The organism is Maribacter sp. R86514 (assembly GCF_044597005.1).
Taxonomy (GTDB): Bacteria; Bacteroidota; Bacteroidia; order Flavobacteriales; family Flavobacteriaceae; genus Maribacter.
Genome location: NZ_CP138999.1, coordinates 3,026,657 through 3,052,244, shown reverse-complemented (window position 1 = coordinate 3,052,244; position 25,588 = coordinate 3,026,657). Strand labels below are relative to the sequence as shown.

Below are 25,588 nucleotides of genomic sequence, written 5' to 3'. Positions count from 1 at the left end.
ATTGAAATGAAGAAGTTGATTTTTTTGGGCGTACTCTTTGGTGTTTTTGTTACACCGAGGTTAGTGCATGCGCAAGAAAATCAAGAACTGGAAGTGGAGCAAAGCTCAGAAGTTTTTCTGGAAGAATATTCAGATACTTTTCAAGAGAACTTTTTTGAAGGGCTAAAACAAATGGGGATACGAAATTATGATCGTGCTATCACCTATTTTCTGGAATGCAAACGTCTTCAGCCGCAAAATACGGTCGTCTCTTTTGAGCTTGCCAAGTTTCATTTGTATGATGAGCAATTTATACGTGCACAAGAATATGCATTAGAAGCGCTAAACGGTGAGCCTGAGAATTATTGGTATGCAGAAACATTGGTTGATGTTATAGATGCCAAAAAATCTGTAATAGAAGAAGTAAAGGGAGAATTACCATGGAGCAATGTTGAGCTTAGGGGAAATTTGGCGGAAATCTATTATCTAAATGAAGATTACCTTACCGCTAAGACCATGTTAAAAGGGATTAAAACTTCTAAAAAGCAAGAGTATCTAGAAAGTAAAATAAATGACTCTATTGCTCAACAAAAAAGGGAACTGGTACCTGTAGCAAAAAAAGAAGGTGTCGTGCCTTCTCAAGATTTAAATAGTGTAGAAGGGTTCAAGTCAAAAATCGAAACCTTGCTTATTACTGGTTTTGACAATGATAATTTACTTGAAACAACTGAGGAGGCAATGGAGCGTTTCCCTTCTCAACCGTATTTTTATTATGCCAACGGAACCGCTTTGAATAAAGCCCTGAAATATAAAGATGCTATAGATATTCTAGAAACCGCTTTAGATTATATTATTGATGACACTGCCTTAGAACATGCCGTTTATAAAGAATTGGTAAATGCGTATACGGCTACCAACAATACCTCTAAAGCAAATATGTACCTTAGTAAAATTAAATAGGAATTACAGATGACGAAGTTTTTGAATATGATGAAGATAAAGTATGTTTTACTAATAGTAGTAATAGCTTTTACTGCATCCTGTAAAAGTACAAAGGTGATTTCTGGTGGTACTGTAGATGCTAAATTAACGTCTAAATCGGTTATAAAAGCGCATTACCAAAATGAAGCAGGTTTTAATACATTGGCAGGTAGGGTTAAAATCGATTATTCTGATGGCGAATCTTCTCAAGGTGTTTCCGTAAGCTTGAGATTGGAGAAGGATAAAGCCATATGGATGAGCGCACCACTTGGTATTGTTAAAGCTTATATTACCCCAGATAGAGTATCGTTTTATAATAAGTTGGAAAACGAATATTTTGATGGTGATTTTTCATATTTAAGCGATTTACTGGGGACCGAAGTAGATTTTTCTATTCTACAAAATTTATTGACCGGTCAGGCAATAGTAGATTTGAGAGAGGAGAAATATGATGTTGGTATTTCTGAAGATACGTATAAGCTTACGCCTAAGCAGCAAGGTACTTTATACAAAACCTTATTTCAGATAGAGCCTAAAAATTTTAAAATGGCATTGCAGCAGCTTTCTCAACCTGCAGACAAACGCTTATTAGAAATTGCTTATAAAAATTATCAAATTATAGATAAAGAAGTTTTACCCAATGAAATTATGGTAAAGGCTATAAGTAAGGATAAGATGAATACGATCGACCTTGAGTTTAAAAATTTAGAATTGAACGGAAAAGTCAACTTTCCATATTCAATACCAAAAGGGTTTAATGAAATAGAGTTGTAAGCAGATGTTGTTCAAATTTAAAAATGTTTTTTTTCTATTAGTACTGTTCACTGCAGTCTCTGCTTTTGCGCAGACTAGTGAGCAAAAAGCCTTAGAGGAAAAACGGGAGCAGCTTCAATCTGAAATACGTGACATCAATAGATTGCTTTTTGCCGAGAAAAAGGAAAAAGGGAATGTCTTGGATCAAATGGAGGCGTTGGATAAAAAAATTACCGTTCGTCAACAGTTAATTCGTGTTACCAATCAACAATCAAATTTGTTGAATAGGCAGATCAATACCAATATTAGAAATATAGGTAAGCTAAAGACAGAGCTGCAAGAAGTAAAGGATGAGTATGCTAAAATGATTCAGAAGTCATATCAGAACAAATCCAAACAAAATAGATTAATGTTCCTGTTGTCTTCGGAAAGCTTTTTTCAGGCGTTTAAAAGGCTTCAGTATATGAAACAGTATACAGACTATAGAAAAGAACAGGGAGCTCAAATATTGGCTAAAACCGAAGAACTTTCGCGCTTAAATGCAGATTTGAACGAAGAGCGAAAAGTGAAAGAGGTTTTATTGGCTCAAAATAAAAAGGCAAAAAATCAATTATTTGCTGAAATACAGACTCAGAAAGCATTGTTGGGAACTATCCGTAAGAATGAGAGTAAGTATACCACTGCCATTGATAAGAAAAAGAAGGAAGCTAGAAAGATCGATCAGCAGATAGAAAAGCTGATCAGAAGTGCTATTGCAGCTTCTAATAAAAAATCTGGTAGCAAGACTAAAAATACTAGTAAGTTCGTTTTAACTCCTGAAGCAACCGTAATTGCAAATAACTTTTCCGCAAATAAAGGCAAGCTTATCTGGCCGGTTGAAAAAGGAATTAAAAGTCAAGGTTTTGGAGTATATGCCGATCCTGTTTATCCAGGAATAAAACATCAAAGTAACGGCGTTATCATTGCAACTGATGAGGGTTCTAAAGCCCGTGCCATTTTTGAAGGTGAGGTAATTGCTATTTTAGCGGTACCTGGTGGTAATAAAGGGGTGCAGATCAAACATGGTAATTTCATTAGTACCTATTATAACCTTTCTGAGCTTTACGTGAAAAAGGGCGATAAAGTAGCCAGTAAAGAAGAACTTGGCATAGTTTACACGAATAAGAACAATGGTCAGACACGATTAAAATTCTATCTATATCAAGATACATCTCGTCTTAATCCAGAAGAATGGGTGTATCGTCTTTAAAACTTTACACAAATGAAACAGCAACAAACAATTACGGATATTATAGGAAGCTTTGAACTGCGCAATGGGGTTCAAATGCCTTATTTAGGCTTAGGTACTTACCAATCAGATAATGATCAAGAGGTTGTAGATGCAATAAAGAGTGCACTTCAATTGGGATATCGTCATATAGATACTGCTGCTGCTTATAAAAATGAAGAGGGCGTAGGTAAGGGTATACGAGAAAGTGGATTAAATAGAAGTGAAATTTTCTTGGTGACCAAAGTTTGGAATTCCGATCAAGGATATGAAGAAACATTGAAAGCTTTTGATGCGAGTTTAGAACGTTTAGGTGTTGACTACCTTGATTTATATCTTATTCATTGGCCGGTTGAAGGTAAATACAAGGATACTTGGAGAGCTTTAGAGTATTTGTACGCGCAAAAGAAGATTAGAGCTATTGGTGTAAGTAATTTTCTTAAACATCATTTAGAAGATTTGATGAGTGATTGTACCGTGGTGCCTATGGTGAACCAAATGGAGTTTCATCCGCATTTAGTTCAGCAAAACCTGATCGATTTTTGTGTCGATAACGGAATTCAATACGAATCTTGGTCTCCTTTTATGCAGGGTAAGGTTTTTGAGTTGGATATTTGTGCAGATTTAGCCAGTAAGTATCATAAGAGTGTTGCACAGATTATTTTACGCTACAACCTTCAAAAAGGTGTTGTTGCCATCCCAAAGTCTGTTCATGCAAAACGTATTGCATCTAATGCCGATATTTTTGATTTTGAGCTGTCTGATGCTGATATTACCTTTTTAGATGGCTTGGAAACTGGAGAACGTTCAGGTCCTGATCCCGATAACTTCAATTTTTAGTAGCTAATTTTATTAATACTATTTTTCTGTTATTTAAATAATATGATTTCTTTAATTCTGAGTTATCATATTGATTTTCATGATATTATGTAAGGCTAGGTTGGTTGTTTTTTCCGAATTTTACGGTATTAATCAGTAAAAGGGAACTATTATGAGCAACACGATCACTTTGAATTCAGAGTCTACTCAAAATCAATTAGAGAAGAATACTAAACCATCAAGTTTAAATTTAAACTGGTCTCTTAAGCCAATTTTGGTATATGTTGCTTTTTTTGCTACATGTTTGACTTTAGCTTATGGGGGATTAATTGTCTATTCCATTTTCTTCTTTTTAATTGGAAGCATTGGTCTGGCTGCACTTTATATCTGGAATAATGCAAACAAAATTGAAATGGATCTTTCTTTTAAGATTGATTTAGAACAATCAGAACTAGAAAAAGATTTATATAGAGAAGTGGCTTAGCAGAATTTTTTCTATAATAAGGTATAATATAGTTACATCCTCAGCTCCTAATATTTACTTCGAAAATAATTCGGTAAGCTACTTATATTTTAATAGGCATACTACTTCGTAAACAATGCCTTAAGTTCAGTAGCATTATCAGGTTTCATTTTACCTGCAAGAACTAAACTTAATTGCTTTCTACGTAATGCTCCTTCAAAACGTGTAATTTCCAATGGAGTCTCGGGCGTTAGTTCGGGTACTTCGGTTGGCTTACCTGTTTCGTCTACGGCAACAAAGGTATAGATAGCTTCATTAGCTTTCGTTCTTTTGCCGCTGTAGCGGTCTTCTATCCAAACATCGATATAAACCTCCATAGAAGTATTATATGCTCTAGAAACAGCAGCTTCTACAGTAACAACACTACCAAGCGGAATGGCTAAATTAAATGCGACGTGGTTTACAGATGCGGTTACGGTAATTCTGCGGCTATGTCTACCGGCAGCAATACTAGCTGCACGATCCATACGTGCCAATAATTCGCCACCAAATAAATTTTGAAGTGCATTGGTCTCACTCGGTAAAACCAAATCGGTCATTGTAGTACGTGATGCTGCAGGAGTCTTTGCTTCCATTATTTGAAATTTTCCGCAAAGATACGGGCATCAATAGTACTTATAAAATGTGTACGGGTTTATTTTTCGGTTAATAACCAAGCATCTTTAGACTGCTTACGTTTAATTTCACGCAACGCTTTTAACGCATCGTTTGCATTGGTATAACTATCAAAAGTTACCATGTGCAGTCCGTGAGCGTTAGTGCCATAATAGCCGGCATTAAATCCGCTAGCTTTAAGTTGTTCTATTTTTCTATCCGCATTACTTCTAACCCTAAAAGCTCCTGCAACAATAAAATGTGTTACTTCACCCTTGCTTATTACTGGTTTTGCAGCCGAAGTTGTAATAGCATCAACCGTAACCGTTGGTAATTCTAATGGCGATAGGTCGAAGAAAGTAGCTTCTTGTATTTGCTTGTTTACAAACTCTTCCGCATCTTGTCTAGCAACTTGCTCGTTTGTATTTTTTTGTTGGTATGCACGATAGCCGGTTATTCCTGTAGAAAATGCCAACATTAGAATAGCGGCATATTTTAAATAAGGTCTAAAACGGCTGGTTTCTCTACGTTCAGGACTAATAACGAACGGTATTTTTTCTTCGATTTCTTCTACTTCAACCTTTAATACTTCTCTAGTAACAGGTATTGAATTAAAATTAGATAGACCGAATGATGAAGTTAAATAGTTTGTTTCATTTGCAGGTTGAAACAATATTTTATCTTCTTGATTTCTAGTTAAAGAACCAATATTATTTAAGTGCAAAGAAGTTTCTTTAACTAAAACCTCTTGCCAAGATTTTACTTGATTTTCAATTTCAACCAATGCCGTTTCATAAGACACCTTTTCTGCATTAGATACGTAAGAAACCAAAAGGCCATCATTTGAGATGAGCTGTCTATTGAAAACAATAGATTTATTTGGCGCGCTAAACGTGTTTGTAACCACATTTAATTGGGCTGAATTTTTTTGGGTAAGGAATGCTCCAAAACCAGGAACAACAACACAGTTGTACCTATAAAGTAAATCGCTTATATAGTGTTCTAAAACCATAGGATCACAAATATGGAAAAAATATAGAGGTATAAAAACCCCTTTCGTAACTTTTTATTAACATATTTTTTTCGCTTATTTGTGAACAAGAAATGAAAACTACACAACATACTGCTGATGAACTCATTGCAATTCTTCGTTTGCAACATGTACCAAATATTGGTGATGTACTTGCAAAGAAATTAATTTCACATTGTGGTAGTCCATCCGCAATTTTTGAAGATAAAAAGCAAAATCTTCTAAAAATTGATGGTATAGGTACGCATACCATCAGACATTTATTTGACTTGGAGCATTTAGAAGCTGCGGAGTCAGAATACAATTATATTCTTAAGAATGATATTAGTTGTACCTATTTTTTAGATGATGATTATCCTAAATATTTAAAGCATTGTATAGACGGACCTATTCTCATGTTTAAAAAAGGGAATATTGATTTACAGAACCGTAAGTTAATAAGCGTGGTAGGCACTCGTAATATTACGAGCTATGGAATGTCTTTTTGTGAGCAGTTTATTGAAGAAGTAGCGCCTTTAGACCCGGTCATTATTAGTGGTTTTGCATACGGTGTAGATATTTGCATTCAAAAAGAAGCGATTAAGCACGGATTGCAAACCATAGGTTGTTTGGCGCACGGATTAAATCAAATATACCCAAAAGTACATGCCAAGTACCAAGTCGATGTTCTAAAGAATGGTGGATTTTATACGGAATTCTGGAGTACCAGTAATCCTGAAAGAGAAAATTTCCTAAAACGAAACAGAATTATTGCTGGCGTTAGTGAAGCTACGGTTGTTGTGGAATCTGCCGAAAAAGGCGGAAGCCTAGTAACCGCTGATATTGCCAATAGTTACAATAGAGATGTTTTTGCCGTACCTGGCAGAACTACGGATAAATATAGTCTGGGCTGTAATAACCTGATCAAGCAGCAAAAAGCGCATGTTATGACTTCGGCGGCAGATTTGATTTATTTGTTGGATTGGGATATTGAAGAGAAACAGAATAAGAGCATTCAGAAACAATTGTTCATTGAGCTTGATGATATTGAACAAAGTATTTATACCTATTTACAGAATAACGGGAAGCAAATTTTGGATAGTATCGCCTTAGAGTGTAAACTGCCTATTTATAGAACATCTTCTACCTTGTTAACGATGGAAATGAAGGGTGTGATAAGACCCTTACCAGGAAAATTGTTCGAGGCTATTTGAGAATTTTACAAACTACTCAGTTTGTTTTTATGTGGTTTGTATAAAATACCTCATTAAATACACATTTAATCGATATTTCTGATTTTATTATCCATATATAAATGGCAAAGGGTGGATTATTAAAAACAAAAAACCGACCACTAGGTCGGTTTTTGATATTTGTGATTTTTAGACGTTGACAGTTAATAACCTAACTTTTCACGAACTCTTTCTAATACTCCGTCAGCTACTTTTCTTGCTTTTTCAGCACCTAAAGCTAGCGCATCATCAATCTCGTTTAAATTGTTCATGTAGTATTCAAACTTCTCGCGAGGTTCTTCAAACTTATTTACAATCACTTCGTAAAGTGCTTGTTTTGCATGACCATATCCATAGTTTCCTGCTAAATAATTAGCACTCATTTCTTCTATTTGTGGCTCACTTGCCAATATTTTATATAGTGCAAATACATTGTCAGTAGAAGGGTCTTTAGGATCCTCCATTGGTGTGCTGTCTGTTTGTATCCCCATAATCTGCTTACGTAACTTTTTATCGGTCTGAAAAAGACTGATTAAATTACCTTTGCTCTTACTCATTTTGGCACCGTCTGTACCAGGTATGTACATGGTTTCTTCTTGCACCTTTCCATCAGGTATAACAAAAGTTTCACCTAACTGCGCGTGAAAACGAGAGGCAACATCTCTTGTCATTTCTATATGTTGCATTTGATCTTTGCCAACAGGTACAATATCTGCATCATATAAGAGAATATCCGCAGCCATTAACATGGGGTAGGTAAAGAGTCCGGCATTTACATCGTCTAATCTATCTGCCTTGTCCTTAAAAGAATGCGCTAGTGTAAGGCGTTGGTATGGAAAAAAGCAACTTAGGTACCAAGACAACTCGGTGGTTTGTGGTACGTCGCTCTGTCTGTAAAAAACGGTATTCTCTATATCCAAACCAAAAGCAAGCCAGGTTGCGGCAACAGCATAAGTGTTATGACGTAGTTCTGCGCCATTTTTAATCTGTGTCAACGAATGCATATCTGCGATAAATAGAAAAGATTCGTTAGCCGGATCATTTGCCATTTCAATTGCTGGCTTGATCGCTCCTAGAATATTTCCTAAATGCGGGGTTCCTGTACTTTGAATACCTGTTAAAATTCTTGCCATTATCTTAATTTGTATAAAAGCAAAGGTAAAACAAATACAAAAAAACTATCGTAAATAACTACTTTTGATTTATGCTTAAATTGCTTAAACAAACCGGTCAAACGATATATCGTATTTGGTTTTATATTCTAGTGGCCATTCCTATTCTGCTCTTTTTTCCATTTCTTGTCATTTTTGCTTCAAGAGAAGCTTGGTACCCACAGTTTTTTTGGATGGCCAGAAACTTATGGGCAAGATTTATACTATATGGTATGTTTTGTTTCCCTAGAGTGAAATATGATCAGCGGTTAGTTAAAAAGAAGAGTTATATGTTGGTAGCTAATCATACCAGTATGCTTGATATTATGCTAATGTTAATCGTTAGTAGAAATCCGTTTGTATTCGTAGGAAAGAAAGAATTGGTTAAAATACCTTTATTCGGATTTTTCTATAAGCGCGTATGCATCATGGTAGATAGAGATAATACCCAAAGTAGAACGGCTGTCTATAGAAGGGCACAAAGAAGATTGCAACAGGGTTTAAGTATCTGTATTTTTCCTGAAGGTGGTGTGCCCGAAGAGCATATCTTGTTAGATAATTTTAAAGATGGAGCTTTTAAAATGGCCATTGCTCATAAAATACCGGTGGTACCCATGACTTTTTATGATAATAAGGAGCGATTCTCTTTTACATTTTTTAGTGGAGGTCCAGGTAAATGTAGGGCTAGGGTACACTCATTTGTAGAAACACATTCTATACGGCCAGAAGATACGGCAGAGCTTAGAAATAGCGTTAGGGAAACGATACTAAAAGATTTAACTAAAAAAAGCTAGAACCTGTAACCAAGGTTAATACCTCCTTTACCGATAATTGTAAAACCTCTATCGTTTTTAAATAGATTGCGCCCAATGCCTAAATCTATTTCGACTATAAAACCTCTTTTGGTTAATAATTTTACACCCGTGCCAATACCTAAAGCAAAATCGACAACATTATCATCGTATCCAGAATTTGAAAAATAGGTGTCCGTTGGTTCGTCATAATAGGAATCGTAGGTGTAGTCATCAACAGAATTCAGCATTCCAAAAGCTTCTACGAAAAAACCTGAGGCATATTTTTTTCCGAAATATTGACGATAGTAGGGCGCTACATAATAGTTGACGTCAAGAGTCCCATCATCGAAAGCAAACAATACATCGATACCCATGGCAGACTCTTCGTTTAATAAATATTGATAATCTACTTCAATAGCTCCCAAGATTAAAAAAAGACCGTTTATTTTTAATTCATGATGTTCTTCAGAAGTAATATTCGCGTCACTTTGGTTTTGAGAATACATAAAAACGCTAAAAAGACAAAAACAACTTAAAATGTACTTCTTCATATTTAATTTCTAAAATTGAAAGGTGAGTCCGCTATACACTCCAACTGAATACGGTCTAAAAGTACCATTAATGTCAGAAAACGTATTTAACTGATATTTAAATATAGGTTCAACATTAAATCTTACTTTTTGAGAAAAATTATAGTTGAGACCTAGCCCCATATTGGCACTAAAATTTAAATCATTTATGTTGTTAGCCTCTCCAATTTCAGTAGTTAAATCTCCAGAGGTTAGCGAAACCGAATTGTCCAATAAAAATAGTGAGCTAACACCACCAATAAGATTTATTCCAAATTTCTTATCGACCAATGCATAATTTAATTCTACAGGTAGTTCAAGATAACCCATCTGTTGAGACATAAAGCCTTCTCTTGTTGGGCTTTTTGCGGTAATATCTTGTACAGAATTCATAGTATTGAATTTTTCTGAGGCAACCCTATTACTAGAAATTTTCAGGGTACTTGAAGTTTCAGCATAATCAATACTAGCTAATTGTCCGCTTCTGGATTCTAAAGTGGATGAAGACGAAAAAGCAACATCTTGCGTGTCGTAACCGTAATCCACTTTATTGATTCCCGAACGTATAGTTAGTTTTTTAGTTACTGCATAAGCTACCGATACTCCGTAACTCATATTTATATTGCCTGATTTTGCATTGGGACTAAAAATAGAGTTCACTGGCGAACCTTCACCAAGTGCATTAAAATATACCGGTGCAACATTTGGACCTGCAGACCATCGGTTACTAGCAACTTTCTGCTTTTTTAATTCTTCTTGATCTTCTATTTCTTCAAAAATGGATTTCTTGTTAAGCTCCTTTTCTTCCGCAATTTCTTTGACGGTAGTATTCTCGGCTATTGCGTTTTCTTTAGCCATATTATTGGAGTCTGACTGAATAATGGCATCCGTATGGTTGTCAGCAATCGTCTCTTTTGTTTTTTGGATATTGGTAGATGAATTTTCAATATCATTTTTAGCAGTTCGTGGGCTAGCGGTATTTTCAGCCATCAATGCTTCATGCGCTGTAGCATTATTATCCGAAGCAGTTGTATTTTTTTTTGCAATAATGCTTACAGGTTCAGAGTTCTGGTTTGAATTATTACTAACTATTGCACCCTTGTTATAATCATCTTTGTTGTTTGGTGAGTTGCTTTTAGCATCTGAAGATTGTTCTTCTTTAACCGTAGTAGATTGCTCAACTATTGGGTTGGTGTTGTTATCTATAGAATCAATAAAAACCCCGGTTTTGGTAGTTGGTTGAATATCATTTATTACTTCTGATTCGTTATCGGTATCTACCAATATTTCATTGGTAGTGTGTTCTTCGGTAAAAGGATTGAATACTAATAAACCAATCATTATAGCGGCTGCAATGCCCCCAAATGACCACCATAAAGGAATGATTCTTTTCTTTTTTCTTTTGTCCAATGACGCATCAATCGCACGCCAGACCTTATTGTCTGGTGTTTGCTTGAAGTCCGATAACTTATCTCGGAAAAGTTCGTCTATATTTTTCTTCTGCATCTAGTACTATTTCTGTTTATAATCAAAATGAGATTATAAAAAGTGTGTTGATATTATAATTAAGACACTAACAATAGATTGCGTGATCTTAGTTTCTATTTTTTCTTTTAACAATGCGCGGGCCCTGGCAAGATTTGATTTAGAGGTGCCCACTGTTGTTCCCAGCATTTCGCTAATTTCTTTATGCGTATATCCATCCATAACATATAAATTGAATGTAGCGCGGTATTTATTCGGTAATTCTTGTATGTAACTTAATAGGGTTTGTAAGCTAATATCGTCAAAGGCATTATCTACGGTTACTTCCTCTTCTGTATTATCTGTAACTACATTTAAGTATTCTTGCTTTCTATATTTTTGTAGCGCCGTATTAACGGTAATTCTTTTCATCCAACCTTCAAATGAACCTTTGTTTTTAAACTGACCTATTTTGTCATAAATGGTCATAAAACTATCGTGTAAGGTATCTTCTGCCTGTGATTTTGATTTGGAGTATTTAAGGCATATACCAAATAGCGTAGTGGCATAGGCTCTATATAAAAGTTCCTGTGCTTTACGGTCTCCTTTTTTACAATTATGTATGAGTTCTTCTAGACTCACAAATGGTTGGTTGTTTTAAGGGTTGTTTACTGGAACGACAATTTCCATATATTCTGCCTCTCCGTCGCTATTATCTCCTTTGTAAAATTTAAATGTATAGGGTTCGGTATAAATTACCTGGAAATTGAAAGACGCTGTTTCTTCTATTAATTCTTCCATACAATCTTCAAAATCAGTTCTTACCGCCCCTATGGCAACAACACTTCTAACGGTAAGGGAATCTTTAACAACGTCAAAACCTTCATAGTTTGTGCAACTATCCGGTTTTAAATAATTTACAGAAATCGTATAGACCTCATTGAGATCAAAAGATTCTGGTACTTCTGCATCAACAATTTCCAATGCTGTGAAATGGAAATTAGCATCATCATTATCAATAGAACAACCATTGCATATAAATGCTAAGACCAAAGTCAATAACATCAATTTAATTTTCATCGTACAACTATTTTGTAATAAGATGAAAAGTAGCTGCAATGGTTGCGTTAACTCATTTATGTTTGCTTAAATTAAACTGATTTTAAGCATTTAAGGCAGCAATGGCTTCTCTAATCTTACCATCTAATTCCTCAAACAATTCTGGGTTGTCTAAAAGTAGGTTTTTAACCGCATCACGGCCTTGACCTAATTTTGTGTCACCATAGCTGAACCATGATCCACTCTTTTTTACTATTTCGTATTCCACACCTAAGTCGATCACTTCGCCAACCTTAGAAATACCTTCACCATACATAATATCAAATTCAGTGGTACGGAAAGGTGGTGCTACTTTATTCTTAACAACCTTAACTCTGGTCTTATTACCTTTTACATTACCGTCTGTATCTTTTATTTGTGTAGATCTTCTAATATCTAAACGAACGGATGCGTAGAATTTAAGTGCATTACCACCAGTAGTAGTCTCTGGGTTACCGAACATTACACCAATTTTTTCACGTAATTGGTTAATGAATATTACAGTACAATTTGTTTTGCTAATAGAACCGGTAAGCTTTCTTAATGCTTGTGACATTAAACGTGCATGAAGACCCATTTTAGAATCGCCCATTTCGCCCTCGATCTCACTTTTTGGAGTTAAGGCAGCAACAGAATCGACAACTACAATATCTATAGCTCCTGATCTAATTAGGTTATCCGCAATTTCCAATGCTTGTTCACCATTATCTGGTTGAGAGATAATTAAATTGTCTATATCTACACCTAATTTTTGTGCATAAAAACGATCAAATGCATGCTCTGCGTCAATAAAGGCTGCTATACCTCCGTTTTTTTGTGCTTCTGCAATTGCGTGTAAGGTAAGGGTGGTTTTACCTGAAGATTCCGGTCCGTAAATTTCGATTACACGACCTCTTGGGTAACCGCCTACGCCTAATGCTATATCTAAACCTAAAGAGCCAGAAGGTATCACTTCAACATCTGCAACAACGCTATCTCCCAGTTTCATTACAGCGCCCTTACCGTAGGTTTTATCCATCTTGTCAAGGGTCAACTTTAATGCTTTTAATTTTGCTTCTTTTTCAGAACTCATTCTCTATTTTTTTGGAAAGCTAAATTACCAAATCTTTTTTGAATTGAACAATATTGAAATGATTACGCAACCATTTTAATTAATCGCCATCTTTTAATAAATATAAGTTACTTAATTGGTTATCAATCGCTTTTAATTTTAAGCGATTATAGGTGGTTATCTCCTTCATGTATGTTTTTCAATAATGCTATGAAAAAGAGAAGAATGGAATAACCGATAAAGAGTCTTGCTAAAATCAAGGCTCTTTTTTATGCTTTAAGGTGGTTAAGCTTAATAAAATAGGTCTATTTTTCAATATTATAGCTATTTTTGCCTTTCAAAATTTTTCTATAAACCTTCTGCCTAAGGGCAGACTTAAATTATTAGTATAGCATGCAACTGTACAATACGTTAAGTGCAATAGAAAGAGCAGCTTTAATTGAAGAAGCGGGTAAGGAACGCCTTACCATCTCTTTCTATACCTATGCACACATTGGTAATACCAACATTTTTAGAAACCACCTTTTTATCAACTGGAACGATATGGATGTTCTTGGGCGAATTTATGTTGCCCATGAGGGTATTAATGCCCAACTTTCTGTACCAGCTGAAAATTTCAATGTTTTTAAAGCCCATTTAGATAGTATTTCATTTCTGGAGAATGTGCGACTTAATATTGCTATCGAGCAAGACAATCTTTCGTTTTTAAAGTTAAAAGTGAAAGTGCGTAAGAAAATTGTAGCGGACGGATTAGAAGATAATTCTTTTGACGTAACCAATAAAGGTATTCATGTAGGTGCAGAAAAGTTCAATGAACTTATTGAAGATCCAGATACCGTTCTGGTAGATATGCGTAACCATTATGAAAGTGAAATAGGGCATTTTAAGAATGCCGTTACTCCAGATGTAGATACGTTTAGAGATTCCCTGGATATTATTGAACGCGATTTAGCAGATCATAAAAAAGACAAGAAACTGGTAATGTATTGTACCGGTGGTATTCGATGTGAAAAAGCAAGTGCTTATTACAAACACAAGGGTTTTGAACAAGTATACCAGTTAGAAGGAGGAATTATTGAATACACAAGACAAGTAGAAAAGAATAATCTTGAAAATAAATTCAAGGGTAAAAACTTTGTATTTGATCATAGAAGGGGTGAGCGTATTAGTGATGATGTTATTGCCAATTGTCATCAATGTGGAGAGCCTTGTGATGAGCATGTAAATTGTGCCAACGAAGCTTGTCATTTATTATTTATTCAATGTAAATCTTGTGCAGAAAAAATGAACGATTGCTGTTCAGATGCTTGTAAAGAAGTACATGAGCTACCATATGAAGAGCAAAAAGCTCTACGAAAAGGAAAAGTGGTCAGTAATAAGATATTTAAAAAAGGACGATCAGAAGTGCTGAAGTTTAAAAAGTAGGCTTTATCATTCCATATGGTTTATGTCATTAAACTATATGATATATTATAAAAAGGCAGCGTTTTTTGCTGTCTTTTTAGGTTTTAGAAATGGTCTTTAGTTATTGGTAAAGTCACTATTTAAAACCATCACCGCTAATTTCACTTTTATTTCACATTAAAAAAACTGTATCTTTACCTATAAGTTTTTTATGAACCTTTTTTGGTGAATTTTATATAATTCGACCAAACCAATATATATAATATGAGTTGTAGTAGTTGTTCTACCGGTAAGGATGGACAACCAAAGGGATGCAAGAATAACGGTACTTGCGGTACAGATGGTTGCAATAAACTGACAGTCTTTGACTGGCTTTCAAATATGTCGCTCCCTAATGGGGAACGACCATTCGATTTTGTTGAAGTAAGATTTAAAAATAGTAGAAAAGAGTTTTTTAGAAATACAGAGAATCTCTCACTTTCCATTGGCGATATAGTTGCCACACAAGCACAATCTGGTCATGACATTGGTATGGTTACCTTAACTGGTGAACTAGTACGTGTGCAAATGAAACGGAAAAAAGTGTCTTTCACTGACGAAGAGGCACCAAAAGTGTATAGAAAAGCGAGCCAGAAAGACATTGATATTTGGCAGAAATGTAGAGATAGAGAAGAAGAAATTAAGAAAAGAGCACGTGAAATTGCCATCATCTTAAAGCTTCAAATGAAGATTTCTGATGTGGAGTTTCAAGGTGATGGATCAAAAGCTACTTTTTACTATACAGCCGATGAACGAGTAGATTTTCGTCAGTTGATAAAAGATATGGCAAAAGCTTTCGGTATTCGTATTGAAATGCGCCAAATAGGGTATCGCCAAGAAGCACAGCGACTTGGTGGTATAGGTTCTTGTGGGAGAGAGCTATGTTGCTCAACCTGGCTAACGGATTTTAGATCGGTGAGTACTTCTGCAGCTCGTTACCAACAGTTATCATTGAACCCACAAAAGCTTGCAGGTCAATGTGGTAAATTAAAGTGTTGTTTAAATTATGAGTTAGATGTGTATTTAGACGCATTAAAAGATTTTCCTTCACAAGACACCAAACTGTTTACTGAAAAAGGACTCGCTTTTTGTCAGAAAACCGATATTTTCAAAGAAATGCTATGGTTCTCATATAAAGAGGATCCGGGTAATTGGCATGTACTTTCTAAAGATCAGGTAAACGAGATTTTAGCAAAGAACAAGAAGAAAGAGAAGGTTTCTAGTTTGGAGATGTACGCAATGGAAGTTGTCGTAGAAGAAAAAGTGGTTTTTGAGAATGTTGTTGGTCAGGATAGCCTTACCCGTTTTGATAAGCCTAAAGGCGGAGGAAATAGAAACAAAAACAGGAACAAGAATAAAAACCGCAACCGCAATAAGAATAAGAACAAGAATAGAAATCGTAATAGAAATCAGAAGAAGGATGCGTAGTATATTTTGTTGTTTTTTAGCACTTGTGCTATTTGCTTCTTGTGACAGCAATATTATAAAAACTGAATATCAAACCTTAGAAGATGGGGTGTGGAACAAAGACAATGTTCTTGAATTCTCTCTGTCTAAACTGGACACTGTTGCAGCACATGATATATTTATCAATGTTCGTAACGATAATACTTTTCCTTATAGCAATTTATTTATTATTGCTTCATTGACTACGCCTGAGGGCGAAGTAACTAAAGATACCTTAGAATATGCGATGTCATTGCCAGATGGTACATGGCTTGGTAAGGGTAGTGGTAGTATCAAGGAAAATAAATTATGGTATAAAGAAAACATCGTTTTTTCATCTTCTGGCGTATATAGTATTGAGGTATCACAAGCGATGCGAAAAAATGGTAACGTTTCTGGAATTATTGGTCTAGAAGGTATTACAGATGTTGGTATAGAAGTAACAAAAAGCACCCCGTAAACAATGGCAAAACAGGTAAAGAAAAAAGCAACGAATAGTTTTTCTAAATTCATTTTATGGTTTTGGATTTTGTTTGCATCGGGTATTGCGATTGTGGCTTTGATATTTTTATCTGCTTCATGGGGGTTATTCGGTGAGTTACCGCCTTATGAATATTTAGAAAATCCGCAGACAAACTTGGCATCACAGATTATCTCTTCAGACGGTAATTTGTTGGGTAAATTTTATTTAGATGATAACCGTACCGATGTAAAGTTTGATGAGTTACCTGATAACTTGGTAAATGCTTTGATTGCAACAGAAGATGCTCGTTTTAAAGATCATTCTGGTATAGACGCTAGAGGTACAGTTAGGGCTTTTGCATATTTAGGTAGTAAAGGTGGTGCAAGTACCATTTCTCAGCAATTAGCACGTCAGCTTTTTGTTGGTGTACGATCTAGAAGTAAGTTCGATGCTGTAAAACAAAAGATTAAAGAGTGGGTGTTAGCCATTAGACTTGAGCGTAGTTATACCAAAGAAGAAATCATTAGTATGTATTTTAATATTTATGATTTTGGTAATAATGCCGATGGTATACGTTCTGCTGCTCGTATTTATTTTGGTAAAGAACCAAAGGATCTTAAAATTGAAGAGTCTGCCATGTTGGTGGGTATGTTCAAGAACTCATCGTTATTCAACCCTATGCGTAGGGAAGAAATGGTAAAGGATCGTAGAGACGTAGTTCTTGCCCAAATGGCAAAATACGATTATATCACCGAGGTAGAGAAAGATTCGTTACAGGCTATGAAGATGGATATTAATTATAATCCGGAAACGCATAGTGTAGGTTTGGCTACTTACTTTAGAATGTACCTACAGCGATTCATGAAAGATTGGATAGCGAAAAACCCGAAGCCGGCAATTGGCGACGAGCCAGATAAGTATAATCTGTATTTAGACGGATTAAAAATCTACACGACTATCGACTCTAAAATGCAGGCAAATGCAGAAGAAGCGGTAAATGAGCATATGACTAAATTGCAAGCAGAATTTTTTCATCAGAATACACCAGATAGGAATAAAACAGCTCCTTTCTTAGATATTACTCCAGAAGAAACGAAGAAAATCATGGAGCGCGCCATGAAAAATTCTGAACGTTGGAAGATCATGAAAGCTACCGGAAAATCTGAAAAAGAGATTCGCGAGTCTTTTGATAAGAAAACCGAAATGACTGTTTTTGATTGGAAAAGCCCGACCAAAGAAAAAGATACTATTCTTACCCCAAGAGATTCCATACGTTATTACAAGGCTTTCTTAAGAACGGCAATGATGTCTATGGAGCCACAAACGGGTCATGTAAAAGCATGGGTAGGTGGTATCAATTACAAGCACTTTCAATATGACAATGTAATACAAGGTGCTAGACAGGCGGGTTCTACTTTTAAACCTTTTGTATATGCTGCGGCTATAGATCAATTACGATTATCACCTTGTGAAACTCGCCCAGATACGCAATACTGTATTGAAGCTGGCAAGCATGGTAATGTTGAGCCATGGTGCCCAAGAAATTCTAATCTTAAGTATTCAGGTAATAGTTACACCCTTAAAAAGGCATTGGCTAATTCTGTGAATACGGTTACGGCACAATTAATAGATGAGGTAGGTCCAAAATCTGTTGTTAGTATGGTACGTAACTTGGGTCTTTCCGGTGATATTTTAGAAGTACCTTCCATTGCTTTAGGTACTGTAGATGTTAATGTGTATGAAATGGTCGGTGCCTATGGTGCTTTTGCCAACCAAGGGGTCTACGTGAAACCTGTAATGGTAACCCGTATAGAAAATAAAGATGGTACCGTATTATATGAGTATGTACCAGAGACTAAAGATGTGTTAAGTAAAGATGTTTCATACGCTATTTTAGATTTAATGAAAGGTGTTACCCAAGGCGGGTCAGGTACACGATTACGTACTACTGGCTATAATAAGTGGAGACCAGAGTATGATGAAATAATTACTGGCTATCCTTATAAATTGACAAACCCTATTGCAGGTAAAACAGGTACAACACAAAACAATAGTGATGGTTGGTTTATGGGTATGGTGCCTAATCTAGTTACTGGTGTTTGGGTAGGTGGTGAAGAGAGAGCTGTACACTTTAAAAGTATTACCTATGGTCAAGGGGCATCAATGGCATTACCAATTTGGGGCTTGTATATGACCAAAAATTATGCAGATGAAGAACTGGGTATTTCCAAAGAAGATTTTGAAAGACCAAGTAATATGTCCATCGCAATAGATTGTGATAAATTTATAGAGGACGTAGAGGAAGATAATGATATTGAAGACGACCTAGAAGATTTAGATTTCTAGAGAGCATTATTAGATGATTTAAAAAAGGTCTTAGCATTCGCTAAGACCTTTTTTATTTTTTCCCATTTATAATCGGTATTTTAGTAACAAGATAATTAACGACAAAATGATACGTAAAACAGTAGCAAATGTAACTGAGGCTTTGGCAGGTGTACAAGACGGAATGACCTTTATGTTGGGTGGTTTTGGACTTTGTGGTATTCCTGAGAATGCAATTAGTGAATTAGTAAGATTAGGAGTAAAGGATATTACTTGTATTTCTAATAATGCAGGGGTCGATGATTTTGGCTTGGGGTTATTGTTGCATCAACATCAAATTAAAAAAATGGTTTCTTCTTATGTAGGGGAGAACGATGAATTTGAACGACAAATGCTTAGTGGTGAACTAGAAGTGGAACTTACGCCGCAAGGTACTCTTGCAGAAAAGTGTAGGGCTGCACAAGCGGGTTTTCCTGCTTTTTTCACTCCGGCCGGTTATGGTACCGAAGTAGCTGAAGGAAAAGAAGTAAGGGAGTTCAACGGTAAAATGCATATTCTAGAAGAAGCCTTTAAGGCAGATTTCGCTTTTGTAAAGGCCTGGAAAGGTGATGCTGCCGGTAATTTGATATTTAAAGGTACAGCAAGAAATTTTAATCCATGTATGTGCGGTGCTGCGACTATTACTGTTGCTGAGGTGGAAGAGTTGGTGCCAGAAGGTGAATTAGACCCAAATCAAATACACATTCCGGGAATATTCGTTCAACGCATTTTTCAAGGAAAAGATTACGAGAAAAGAATAGAACAAAGAACAGTACGTCAAAAATAAGCTCATGTTAGATAAAAACGGAATTGCTAAAAGAATTGCACAAGAAGTGGAAGACGGCTATTATGTTAACCTTGGTATTGGTATACCTACATTGGTTGCCAATTATGTACGTGATGATATAAGTGTTGAATTTCAAAGTGAAAATGGAATTTTGGGTATGGGCCCTTTTCCTATAGAAGGAGAAGAAGATGCAGATTTGATTAATGCGGGTAAACAAACCATTACGGCGCTACCAGGCGCATCTTATTTTGATTCTGCTACTAGTTTTGCCATGATCAGAGGTAAACATGTAGACTTGACTATTCTGGGCGCTATGGAAGTGGCAGAGAATGGTGATATTGCCAATTGGAAGATTCCTGGTAAAATGGTAAAAGGTATGGGTGGTGCAATGGATCTTGTTGCATCCGCAGAAAATATAATCGTTGCTATGATGCATACCAATAGAGCTGGAGAATCGAAAATCTTAAAGCGTTGTAGTCTTCCCTTGACGGGAGTGGGTTGTGTTAAGAAGATTGTCACCAATTTAGCTGTCTTAGAAGTAACGGAAGATGGATTCTTATTATTAGAGAGAGCACCTGGTGTTACGGTAGATGATATTAAAACTGCAACCGAAGGTAATTTGATTATAAAAGGAGAAGTTAAGGAGATGAATGTTTAATAGGTGTAGGTGAATCATCGATGAAATAAGCTTTTCATATTTTTCACAACAGGTTATATTCAGTACACAACAATTATTATCAAAATTCTGAAGAGCTGATGTATCTTTATCACTCAGTTAAACCCATAACCTATTAATTACTTAACCGTCATGAATTCTCAAATTAACCACACAGCAAACGAACATAAAGTACAAGTTTATAGAAACGACTTTTTTAGTGGATTTCTAAGACTTACTAAAAAGTTATTTATGTTATAAATTACTTTAAAGATTTTAAAAAAGAGCGACTTATATAAGTCGCTCTTTTTTTTTGCTGTTATTTGAATACCGCCTTTTGGTTTTCTATAAAATGCTTTGATGAACTAACTTCTCTAGGTTCACCACATTTTTAATAAGTTTTACCACAAATAATATATTGTAAGAAAAAGACTACATATATTTGAAGTGTAATTAATAGTGAATCCCAAATCACTTATAAAACTTAACCTAAAATGAAGTATGTATTTAGTTGCCTAATCTTGTTGGTACTTGTTACCTCTTGTTCAAAAATTGAAGAAAATGACGATCCTATCATCGGTATTTGGAATCACACCGTGAAAACGGCTACCAATACGAATAAGATGGTTATTGATAATGAAGAATGGATTTTTAATGATGTCTATTTAGGTAGATTTCATGGTTATAAAGATGGGCAAGTCGTTTACTTGACAGATTTTAACTGGAGCGTAAATGGTGACGTATATATCGTTAGTTACCCTGGTACTGATTTTCCCGATGATATAGTAAAAATGCAAGAAACTGATGAAGGCATTATTCTGGTAAGAACAGAGGGTAAAGTTTTTGCAGAAAAACAAGAATGAGTTCGCAATTGAAAAATGCCCACGAACATAAGTATTGCCTTAATAGGTAGTGCGGTGAACAGAAAAGTTATCAAATCAACCTTTTTATAACATTTCCCCCGATTAGGAGCAAAGTAATTTGCTCCTTTTTTATTTTAGGGGTATGGAACTTAAATATAAATTGTGTTCTCTTACAGACCTCGAAGAATTAAGACTTATTTCTGAACAAACTTTTGTAACCGCTTTTGAAAAGGATAATGACCCTGTTGATTTTAAGAATTATATAGATAAAGCTTTTGCCAAAGAAAAAATAAAAGAAGAGCTGTTAAATAAGAATAGCACTTTTTATTTTGCCTATCAAAACAGTACGATTGTTGGTTACTTTAAACTTAATGTTGGTGATGCACAAACAGACCTTAAAACCGATGAAAGTATAGAACTTGAGCGTATATATGTTTTAGCTCAATATCAAGGTAAAGGCTTGGGAAAACATATCTTAGATTATATTAAGGGATTGGCTCTAAGCAAGAGCAAAAAAAAACTCTGGTTAGGGGTTTGGGAACACAATACTGCAGCTATTCGATTTTACCAACGCCAAGGCTTTGTAAAATTTGATACGCACCCTTATTATATTGGAGAAGATGAGCAGACAGATTGGTTAATGGGTTATGATTTAAGTAACTTGTAACATCAATCCAACACTTATGAAATTATACTATTTTACTTTTTTCGCATTAATTGGTTTTATAAACTTAAATGCTCAAGAATATTATTTCCCGGAAAGAAATGCAGATTGGGAAGTAAAAGCCCCAAAAGATTTTAAAATTAATGATGCAGCTTTAATTGAAGCGGTAGATTTTGCAGAAGCCAATGAATATTCTGGTTCTAGAGACCTGCGTATTGCCATTGTAAAAGGATTTGAAAAAGAACCATTTCATAAAATATTAGGTCCTACTAAGAAAAGAGGTGGTCCTGCAGGCATGATACTTAAAAATGGGTATATAGTCGCGCAATGGGGAGATACTAAAAGAGTTGATATGACTTTTAGTGTTACTAAAAGCTTTTTAAGTACAATGGCAGGTCTTGCCGAAGATGAAGGAATTATATCGGATACAAAAAACCTAGTGGGTGATTATATTTGGGACGGCACTTTTGATGGAGCACATAATTCGAAAATTACATGGGAACATCTTTTACAACAAAATTCGGCTTGGTCTGGCGAACTTTGGGGCGGAAAAGATTGGGCTGACAGACCGCCAAGTAAAGGTGGTATCGATGATTGGAAATTAGCGCAACCTAAAGAGCCAGGTACTGTAATGGAATATAATGATGTGCGCGTTAATGTACTGGCATATTCGCTAACTCATGTATGGCGTAAACCAATCCCTTTGGTCTTAAAAGAGAAGATTATGGACAAGATCAGTGCTTCTTCTACGTGGCGCTGGTTTGGTTACGATAATGCTTGGACAGAAATTGACGGTCTACAAATGAAATCGGTAACTGGTGGTGGGCATTCTGGCGCAGGTATTTTTATTAGTGCAGAAGATATGGCGCGTTTTGGAATGTTGTTTTTAAACAATGGTAAGTGGAAGAATGAACAATTAATTTCAGAAAATTGGATAAAGAAAGCAACAAATCCATCAACACCCAATGCGAATTACGGTTACATGTGGTGGTTGAATAAAAAAGGCGCCAGACATTGGGAAGGATTATCTGAAAACATCTATTATGCTGCCGGTTTTGGTGGTAACTTTATTGTTATAGACAAAGAGAATGATGTAGTGGTTGTTACACGTTGGCTAGAGCCTAGTAAAATTGGTGAATTTATGACTAAGCTAAACACTGCTTTTTAAACAGTAACTATTAAAGCTTGCATAGAATTTCAACTGCTTTTTCTAAAGTTTCCTGTTTTTTGGCAAAGCAGAATCTCAACATATAATCATTCCTATTACCGACATTGAAAGATGATATGGGTATAGATGCTATTCCATTTTCGGTAATTAATCGTTTTCCTATAGTTTCATCTTCTTCATTTGAAATGTTGGTATAATCCAATAATTGAAAATATGTGCCTTGGGATGGTTTAAACTTTAATTTGGACGATTTTATTCCATTAAGAAAGAAATCTCTTTTTTCTTGGTAAAAATTGTTCAAATCTAAATAGTGTGATGGATTTTGCAGATATGTAGCCAATGCACGTTGCACCGGATGGTCTACACAGAATACCGCGAATTGATGCACTTTTCTAAATTCGGCCATTAATTCAGCTGGAGCAGCACAATAGCCCATTTTCCAACCGGTTACATGAAATGTTTTTCCGAATGATGCGCAGACAAAACTTCTATTGGCTAAATCTGGAAATCTTGAAGCACTTTCATGCATTTGTCCATCAAAAATAATATGCTCATACACCTCGTCGCTCAAAAGAATGATATTGGTGGGCTTTAATATGTTCTCTAATTGCTCCATATCCCATTTTGATAAAACGGTTCCGCTGGGGTTATGGGGTGTATTGATAATTACCATTTTCGTCTTATCGGTAATTTTTTCTTGAAAAACAGTCCAGTCTATCTTATAATCTGGTGCATCTAATTGAACATAAACAGGTATGCCGCCATTTAATGTAATTGCGGGCTCATAACAGTCATAAGCAGGTTTTATGACAATTACCTCGTCACCTTTATTAATAAAGGCTGTAATAGCCGTAAAAATAGCTTGAGTGGCACCAACGGTTATCGTTATTTCATTATTGGGAGAGTAAGCACGATGATGTAGCGATGCTATTTTCTCTGAAATAATTTCCCTGAGACCATAATACCCTTGCATAGGTGCATATTGATTATGACCAGCTGATAATGCATCATTGACCAAAGACTTCAATTTCTTATCAGCCTGAAAATTTGGGAACCCTTGAGAAAGGTCAAGAGCATGGTGCTTTCTTGCAAGATCACCAACTGTAGTGAATATCGTTGTCTTTACATCTGGTAGTTTTGATGCTTTTAAGTGCTGTTCATAGTCCATAGTAGTAAATGTAAGAATTTTAAAAACGGACATAAAAAAAGCCCAACCAATTGGTTGGGCTTCTTAATTCCACTAAAATGAATTATGCATGCTGCATTTCATGTTTCCCTTCTTTTATTTCCTCAATTAATTTGGAATTAAAAGCTGGTAAATCATCCGGATTTCTACTAGTTACAAATCCTTCATCAACTACGACCTCTTGGTCTACCCAATTGGCTCCTGCATTGATTACATCATCTTTGATTGAATGAAATGAAGTCATTTTTCTTCCTTTAACCACTCCGGCACTAATCAGTGTCCAAGGAGCGTGGCAAATTGCGGCTACTGGTTTCTTTAATTTAAAAAAGTCACGTACAAAGTCCAATGCTGTTTCTTCTCTTCTTAACAAATCTGGGTTAATTACTCCACCTGGTAAAACCAAGGCATTGTAATCTTCAGCTTTTATTTCGTTTAGTGTTTTGTCTACTTTATAGCTGTTAGACCAATTACCATCTGCCCAACCTTTTATTTCTCCGTTTTCTAAACTTACGATCTCTACATTAAAGCCTTCTTTTTCCATGGCTTCTTTTGGAGATTTTAATTCACTTTCTTCAAATCCATTTGTAGCTAATATTGCTATCCTCTTCATATTATATATAGTTTTTAACGATTAATAATTTGTTTGATACTAAGTTACATACCATACTGTTTAAAATCCGTTAATGCCTTATTAATAAAGGACTCCCAAGGGTTAAACATTTATTAAATGAACTTTATAAAACTCATTTTTGGCTCATTTGCACTGTATTTAAGTGATGTATGGTTTTAGCTAAACATTCTTGAAGATTCTTTTTTACTTCTGTCTCCCAAAATCTAAATACGGTATAACCCAAAGCGGTAAGTTCTTGGTTTACTTCAACGTCTCGTTGCATATTTCGTTCAATTTTTGCAATCCAGAATTCTCGGTTGGTTTTTATTTTTGGTTTGCGCTCTTCCCAATTTTTACCATGCCAATATTCTCCATCTATGAATATGACCGTTTTATATTTTGGTAACGCAATATCTGGTCTTCCAATAAGCTTTTTGAAATCTATACGATATCTATATCCGGCAGCGTATAATGCTTTTCTAAAAGCAAGTTCTGGTTTGGTATTCTTACCCTTGATCTTGCTCATGATTTTAGAACGCTGAGGTGTAGTGTAAAATCCTGATGCTTCGTTGAACCTTGGTACTATAATTCGTTCTTTAGAGTAGTCTTTGGACATATCTAAAAATAAAAAATCCCGAACCTTTACGGTCGGGAT

At 35.4% G+C, this 25,588-nt stretch carries 27 protein-coding genes; 16 read left to right on the top strand and 11 right to left on the bottom strand.

Annotated features, from left to right (window positions below; translation table 11 throughout):
• Positions 1-6 precede the first annotated feature (6 nt).
• The 5 genes from SJY30_RS13310 (at position 7) to SJY30_RS13290 (ending at position 4,283) form a co-directional block, all read left to right on the top strand.
• Positions 7-939 carry a tetratricopeptide repeat protein gene (locus SJY30_RS13310; protein WP_396632651.1) on the top strand — a complete coding sequence of 311 codons (933 nt, stop codon included), beginning with the start codon at positions 7-9 and terminating at the stop codon, positions 937-939.
• Positions 940-948: 9 nt separating this feature from the next.
• Positions 949-1,734 carry a DUF4292 domain-containing protein gene (locus SJY30_RS13305; RefSeq protein ID WP_396632650.1) on the top strand — a complete coding sequence of 262 codons (786 nt, stop codon included), beginning with the start codon at positions 949-951 and terminating at the stop codon, positions 1,732-1,734.
• Positions 1,735-1,738: 4 nt separating this feature from the next.
• Positions 1,739-2,962, top strand: coding sequence for a murein hydrolase activator EnvC family protein (locus SJY30_RS13300; RefSeq protein WP_396632649.1), 1,224 nt, complete (start codon positions 1,739-1,741; stop codon positions 2,960-2,962).
• Positions 2,963-2,974: 12 nt separating this feature from the next.
• The gene (locus SJY30_RS13295; RefSeq protein WP_396632648.1) at positions 2,975-3,820 is read left to right on the top strand and encodes an aldo/keto reductase; all 846 of its coding nucleotides are present in this window, start codon (positions 2,975-2,977) and stop codon (positions 3,818-3,820) included.
• 151 nt (positions 3,821-3,971) lie between these two features.
• Positions 3,972-4,283: a hypothetical protein gene (locus SJY30_RS13290; RefSeq protein ID WP_396632647.1), complete on the top strand. Its 312-nt coding sequence runs from the start codon at positions 3,972-3,974 to the stop codon at positions 4,281-4,283.
• 101 nt (positions 4,284-4,384) lie between these two features.
• Here the strand turns inward: SJY30_RS13290 and SJY30_RS13285 are convergent, their stop codons facing one another.
• Positions 4,385-4,897, bottom strand: coding sequence for an acyl-CoA thioesterase (locus SJY30_RS13285; RefSeq protein ID WP_276470492.1), 513 nt, complete (start codon positions 4,895-4,897; stop codon positions 4,385-4,387).
• Between the two features lie 59 nt (positions 4,898-4,956).
• Positions 4,957-5,928, bottom strand: coding sequence for an SPOR domain-containing protein (locus tag SJY30_RS13280; RefSeq protein WP_396632646.1), 972 nt, complete (start codon positions 5,926-5,928; stop codon positions 4,957-4,959).
• 92 nt (positions 5,929-6,020) lie between these two features.
• On the opposite strand from SJY30_RS13280, the gene dprA reads away from it, so the two are divergent.
• Positions 6,021-7,139 carry a DNA-processing protein DprA gene (gene dprA / locus SJY30_RS13275; RefSeq protein ID WP_396632645.1) on the top strand — a complete coding sequence of 373 codons (1,119 nt, stop codon included), beginning with the start codon at positions 6,021-6,023 and terminating at the stop codon, positions 7,137-7,139.
• Positions 7,140-7,321: 182 nt separating this feature from the next.
• Here dprA and trpS read toward each other — a convergent pair whose 3' ends face one another.
• Entirely contained in the window at positions 7,322-8,290 is a 969-nt protein-coding gene (gene trpS / locus SJY30_RS13270; protein WP_036151051.1) for a tryptophan--tRNA ligase, read from the bottom strand.
• Positions 8,291-8,361: 71 nt separating this feature from the next.
• Between trpS and SJY30_RS13265 the strand changes: the two genes are divergently transcribed.
• Positions 8,362-9,102, top strand: coding sequence for a lysophospholipid acyltransferase family protein (locus SJY30_RS13265; protein ID WP_396632644.1), 741 nt, complete (start codon positions 8,362-8,364; stop codon positions 9,100-9,102).
• On the opposite strand, the gene SJY30_RS13260 is transcribed toward SJY30_RS13265, so the two are convergent.
• The 5 genes from SJY30_RS13260 to recA all read right to left on the bottom strand — a co-directional run bounded on the left by SJY30_RS13260 (position 9,099) and on the right by recA (position 13,305).
• Positions 9,099-9,653, bottom strand: coding sequence for a DUF3575 domain-containing protein (locus tag SJY30_RS13260; RefSeq protein ID WP_396632643.1), 555 nt, complete (start codon positions 9,651-9,653; stop codon positions 9,099-9,101). The genes SJY30_RS13265 and SJY30_RS13260 overlap by 4 nt on opposite strands.
• Before the next feature lie 9 nt (positions 9,654-9,662).
• A complete protein-coding gene (locus SJY30_RS13255) occupies positions 9,663-11,177 on the bottom strand; it encodes an outer membrane beta-barrel protein (protein WP_396632642.1) in 1,515 nt (504 codons plus the stop codon).
• 33 nt (positions 11,178-11,210) lie between these two features.
• Positions 11,211-11,777 carry an RNA polymerase sigma factor gene (locus SJY30_RS13250; protein WP_396632641.1) on the bottom strand — a complete coding sequence of 189 codons (567 nt, stop codon included), beginning with the start codon at positions 11,775-11,777 and terminating at the stop codon, positions 11,211-11,213.
• A gap of 15 nt (positions 11,778-11,792) precedes the next feature.
• The gene (locus SJY30_RS13245) at positions 11,793-12,215 is read right to left on the bottom strand and encodes a hypothetical protein (RefSeq protein WP_396632640.1); all 423 of its coding nucleotides are present in this window, start codon (positions 12,213-12,215) and stop codon (positions 11,793-11,795) included.
• Positions 12,216-12,297: 82 nt separating this feature from the next.
• On the bottom strand, positions 12,298-13,305 hold the full coding sequence (gene recA / locus SJY30_RS13240) for a recombinase RecA (RefSeq protein WP_396632639.1): 1,008 nt from the start codon (positions 13,303-13,305) through the stop codon (positions 12,298-12,300).
• 372 nt (positions 13,306-13,677) lie between these two features.
• Here recA and SJY30_RS13235 point away from each other — a divergent pair, with 372 nt between their 5' ends.
• The 9 genes from SJY30_RS13235 (at position 13,678) to SJY30_RS13195 (ending at position 23,137) form a co-directional block, all read left to right on the top strand.
• The gene (locus tag SJY30_RS13235; protein ID WP_396632638.1) at positions 13,678-14,709 is read left to right on the top strand and encodes a rhodanese-related sulfurtransferase; all 1,032 of its coding nucleotides are present in this window, start codon (positions 13,678-13,680) and stop codon (positions 14,707-14,709) included.
• A gap of 243 nt (positions 14,710-14,952) precedes the next feature.
• The gene (locus tag SJY30_RS13230) at positions 14,953-16,155 is read left to right on the top strand and encodes a regulatory iron-sulfur-containing complex subunit RicT (protein WP_036151068.1); all 1,203 of its coding nucleotides are present in this window, start codon (positions 14,953-14,955) and stop codon (positions 16,153-16,155) included.
• Complete coding sequence (locus tag SJY30_RS13225; RefSeq protein ID WP_396632637.1) at positions 16,148-16,633, top strand: gliding motility lipoprotein GldH; 486 nt, start codon at positions 16,148-16,150, stop codon at positions 16,631-16,633. Before SJY30_RS13230 ends, SJY30_RS13225 begins: the two co-directional genes overlap by 8 nt.
• A 3-nt stretch (positions 16,634-16,636) precedes the next feature.
• Positions 16,637-18,982 (top strand): transglycosylase domain-containing protein, encoded by a 2,346-nt coding sequence (locus tag SJY30_RS13220; protein ID WP_396632636.1) that lies wholly within the window; start codon positions 16,637-16,639, stop codon positions 18,980-18,982.
• A 106-nt stretch (positions 18,983-19,088) separates the two neighbouring features.
• Positions 19,089-19,787 (top strand): CoA transferase subunit A, encoded by a 699-nt coding sequence (locus SJY30_RS13215; RefSeq protein ID WP_036151072.1) that lies wholly within the window; start codon positions 19,089-19,091, stop codon positions 19,785-19,787.
• Positions 19,788-19,791: 4 nt separating this feature from the next.
• A complete protein-coding gene (locus SJY30_RS13210; RefSeq protein ID WP_396632635.1) occupies positions 19,792-20,445 on the top strand; it encodes a CoA transferase subunit B in 654 nt (217 codons plus the stop codon).
• Between the two features lie 491 nt (positions 20,446-20,936).
• Complete coding sequence (locus tag SJY30_RS13205) at positions 20,937-21,305, top strand: hypothetical protein (protein WP_396632634.1); 369 nt, start codon at positions 20,937-20,939, stop codon at positions 21,303-21,305.
• 142 nt (positions 21,306-21,447) lie between these two features.
• A complete protein-coding gene (locus SJY30_RS13200) occupies positions 21,448-21,972 on the top strand; it encodes a GNAT family N-acetyltransferase (RefSeq protein ID WP_396632633.1) in 525 nt (174 codons plus the stop codon).
• Positions 21,973-21,988: 16 nt separating this feature from the next.
• Entirely contained in the window at positions 21,989-23,137 is a 1,149-nt protein-coding gene (locus SJY30_RS13195) for a serine hydrolase domain-containing protein (protein WP_396632632.1), read from the top strand.
• Between the two features lie 10 nt (positions 23,138-23,147).
• On the opposite strand, the gene SJY30_RS13190 is transcribed toward SJY30_RS13195, so the two are convergent.
• From SJY30_RS13190 to SJY30_RS13180, 3 genes are all read right to left on the bottom strand, one after another.
• Positions 23,148-24,305 (bottom strand): methionine aminotransferase, encoded by a 1,158-nt coding sequence (locus SJY30_RS13190; protein WP_396632631.1) that lies wholly within the window; start codon positions 24,303-24,305, stop codon positions 23,148-23,150.
• Between the two features lie 82 nt (positions 24,306-24,387).
• Complete coding sequence (locus SJY30_RS13185; protein ID WP_396632630.1) at positions 24,388-24,933, bottom strand: type 1 glutamine amidotransferase domain-containing protein; 546 nt, start codon at positions 24,931-24,933, stop codon at positions 24,388-24,390.
• A gap of 133 nt (positions 24,934-25,066) precedes the next feature.
• Positions 25,067-25,549, bottom strand: a complete 483-nt coding sequence (locus tag SJY30_RS13180) for a very short patch repair endonuclease (protein WP_396632629.1) — start codon at positions 25,547-25,549, stop codon at positions 25,067-25,069.
• Positions 25,550-25,588 lie beyond the last annotated feature (39 nt).

What these genes read in the sequence shown, in the direction of transcription:
- SJY30_RS13190 (WP_396632631.1), bottom strand. Translation starts at nt 24,305, where the DNA reads ATGGACTATGAACAGCACTTAAAAGCATCAAAACTACCAGATGTAAAG.
- SJY30_RS13210 (WP_396632635.1), top strand. Translation starts at nt 19,792, where the DNA reads ATGTTAGATAAAAACGGAATTGCTAAAAGAATTGCACAAGAAGTGGAA.
- SJY30_RS13300 (WP_396632649.1), top strand. Translation starts at nt 1,739, where the DNA reads ATGTTGTTCAAATTTAAAAATGTTTTTTTTCTATTAGTACTGTTCACT.
- SJY30_RS13290 (WP_396632647.1), top strand. Translation starts at nt 3,972, where the DNA reads ATGAGCAACACGATCACTTTGAATTCAGAGTCTACTCAAAATCAATTA.
- dprA (WP_396632645.1), top strand. Translation starts at nt 6,021, where the DNA reads ATGAAAACTACACAACATACTGCTGATGAACTCATTGCAATTCTTCGT.
- SJY30_RS13260 (WP_396632643.1), bottom strand. Translation starts at nt 9,653, where the DNA reads ATGAAGAAGTACATTTTAAGTTGTTTTTGTCTTTTTAGCGTTTTTATG.
- SJY30_RS13265 (WP_396632644.1), top strand. Translation starts at nt 8,362, where the DNA reads ATGCTTAAATTGCTTAAACAAACCGGTCAAACGATATATCGTATTTGG.
- SJY30_RS13205 (WP_396632634.1), top strand. Translation starts at nt 20,937, where the DNA reads ATGAAGTATGTATTTAGTTGCCTAATCTTGTTGGTACTTGTTACCTCT.
- SJY30_RS13225 (WP_396632637.1), top strand. Translation starts at nt 16,148, where the DNA reads ATGCGTAGTATATTTTGTTGTTTTTTAGCACTTGTGCTATTTGCTTCT.
- SJY30_RS13295 (WP_396632648.1), top strand. Translation starts at nt 2,975, where the DNA reads ATGAAACAGCAACAAACAATTACGGATATTATAGGAAGCTTTGAACTG.
- SJY30_RS13280 (WP_396632646.1), bottom strand. Translation starts at nt 5,928, where the DNA reads ATGGTTTTAGAACACTATATAAGCGATTTACTTTATAGGTACAACTGT.
- SJY30_RS13230 (WP_036151068.1), top strand. Translation starts at nt 14,953, where the DNA reads ATGAGTTGTAGTAGTTGTTCTACCGGTAAGGATGGACAACCAAAGGGA.
- SJY30_RS13200 (WP_396632633.1), top strand. Translation starts at nt 21,448, where the DNA reads ATGGAACTTAAATATAAATTGTGTTCTCTTACAGACCTCGAAGAATTA.
- SJY30_RS13195 (WP_396632632.1), top strand. Translation starts at nt 21,989, where the DNA reads ATGAAATTATACTATTTTACTTTTTTCGCATTAATTGGTTTTATAAAC.
- trpS (WP_036151051.1), bottom strand. Translation starts at nt 8,290, where the DNA reads ATGGCAAGAATTTTAACAGGTATTCAAAGTACAGGAACCCCGCATTTA.
- recA (WP_396632639.1), bottom strand. Translation starts at nt 13,305, where the DNA reads ATGAGTTCTGAAAAAGAAGCAAAATTAAAAGCATTAAAGTTGACCCTT.
- SJY30_RS13185 (WP_396632630.1), bottom strand. Translation starts at nt 24,933, where the DNA reads ATGAAGAGGATAGCAATATTAGCTACAAATGGATTTGAAGAAAGTGAA.
- SJY30_RS13310 (WP_396632651.1), top strand. Translation starts at nt 7, where the DNA reads ATGAAGAAGTTGATTTTTTTGGGCGTACTCTTTGGTGTTTTTGTTACA.
- SJY30_RS13245 (WP_396632640.1), bottom strand. Translation starts at nt 12,215, where the DNA reads ATGAAAATTAAATTGATGTTATTGACTTTGGTCTTAGCATTTATATGC.
- SJY30_RS13235 (WP_396632638.1), top strand. Translation starts at nt 13,678, where the DNA reads ATGCAACTGTACAATACGTTAAGTGCAATAGAAAGAGCAGCTTTAATT.
- SJY30_RS13255 (WP_396632642.1), bottom strand. Translation starts at nt 11,177, where the DNA reads ATGCAGAAGAAAAATATAGACGAACTTTTCCGAGATAAGTTATCGGAC.
- SJY30_RS13305 (WP_396632650.1), top strand. Translation starts at nt 949, where the DNA reads ATGACGAAGTTTTTGAATATGATGAAGATAAAGTATGTTTTACTAATA.
- SJY30_RS13220 (WP_396632636.1), top strand. Translation starts at nt 16,637, where the DNA reads ATGGCAAAACAGGTAAAGAAAAAAGCAACGAATAGTTTTTCTAAATTC.
- SJY30_RS13285 (WP_276470492.1), bottom strand. Translation starts at nt 4,897, where the DNA reads ATGGAAGCAAAGACTCCTGCAGCATCACGTACTACAATGACCGATTTG.
- SJY30_RS13180 (WP_396632629.1), bottom strand. Translation starts at nt 25,549, where the DNA reads ATGTCCAAAGACTACTCTAAAGAACGAATTATAGTACCAAGGTTCAAC.
- SJY30_RS13215 (WP_036151072.1), top strand. Translation starts at nt 19,089, where the DNA reads ATGATACGTAAAACAGTAGCAAATGTAACTGAGGCTTTGGCAGGTGTA.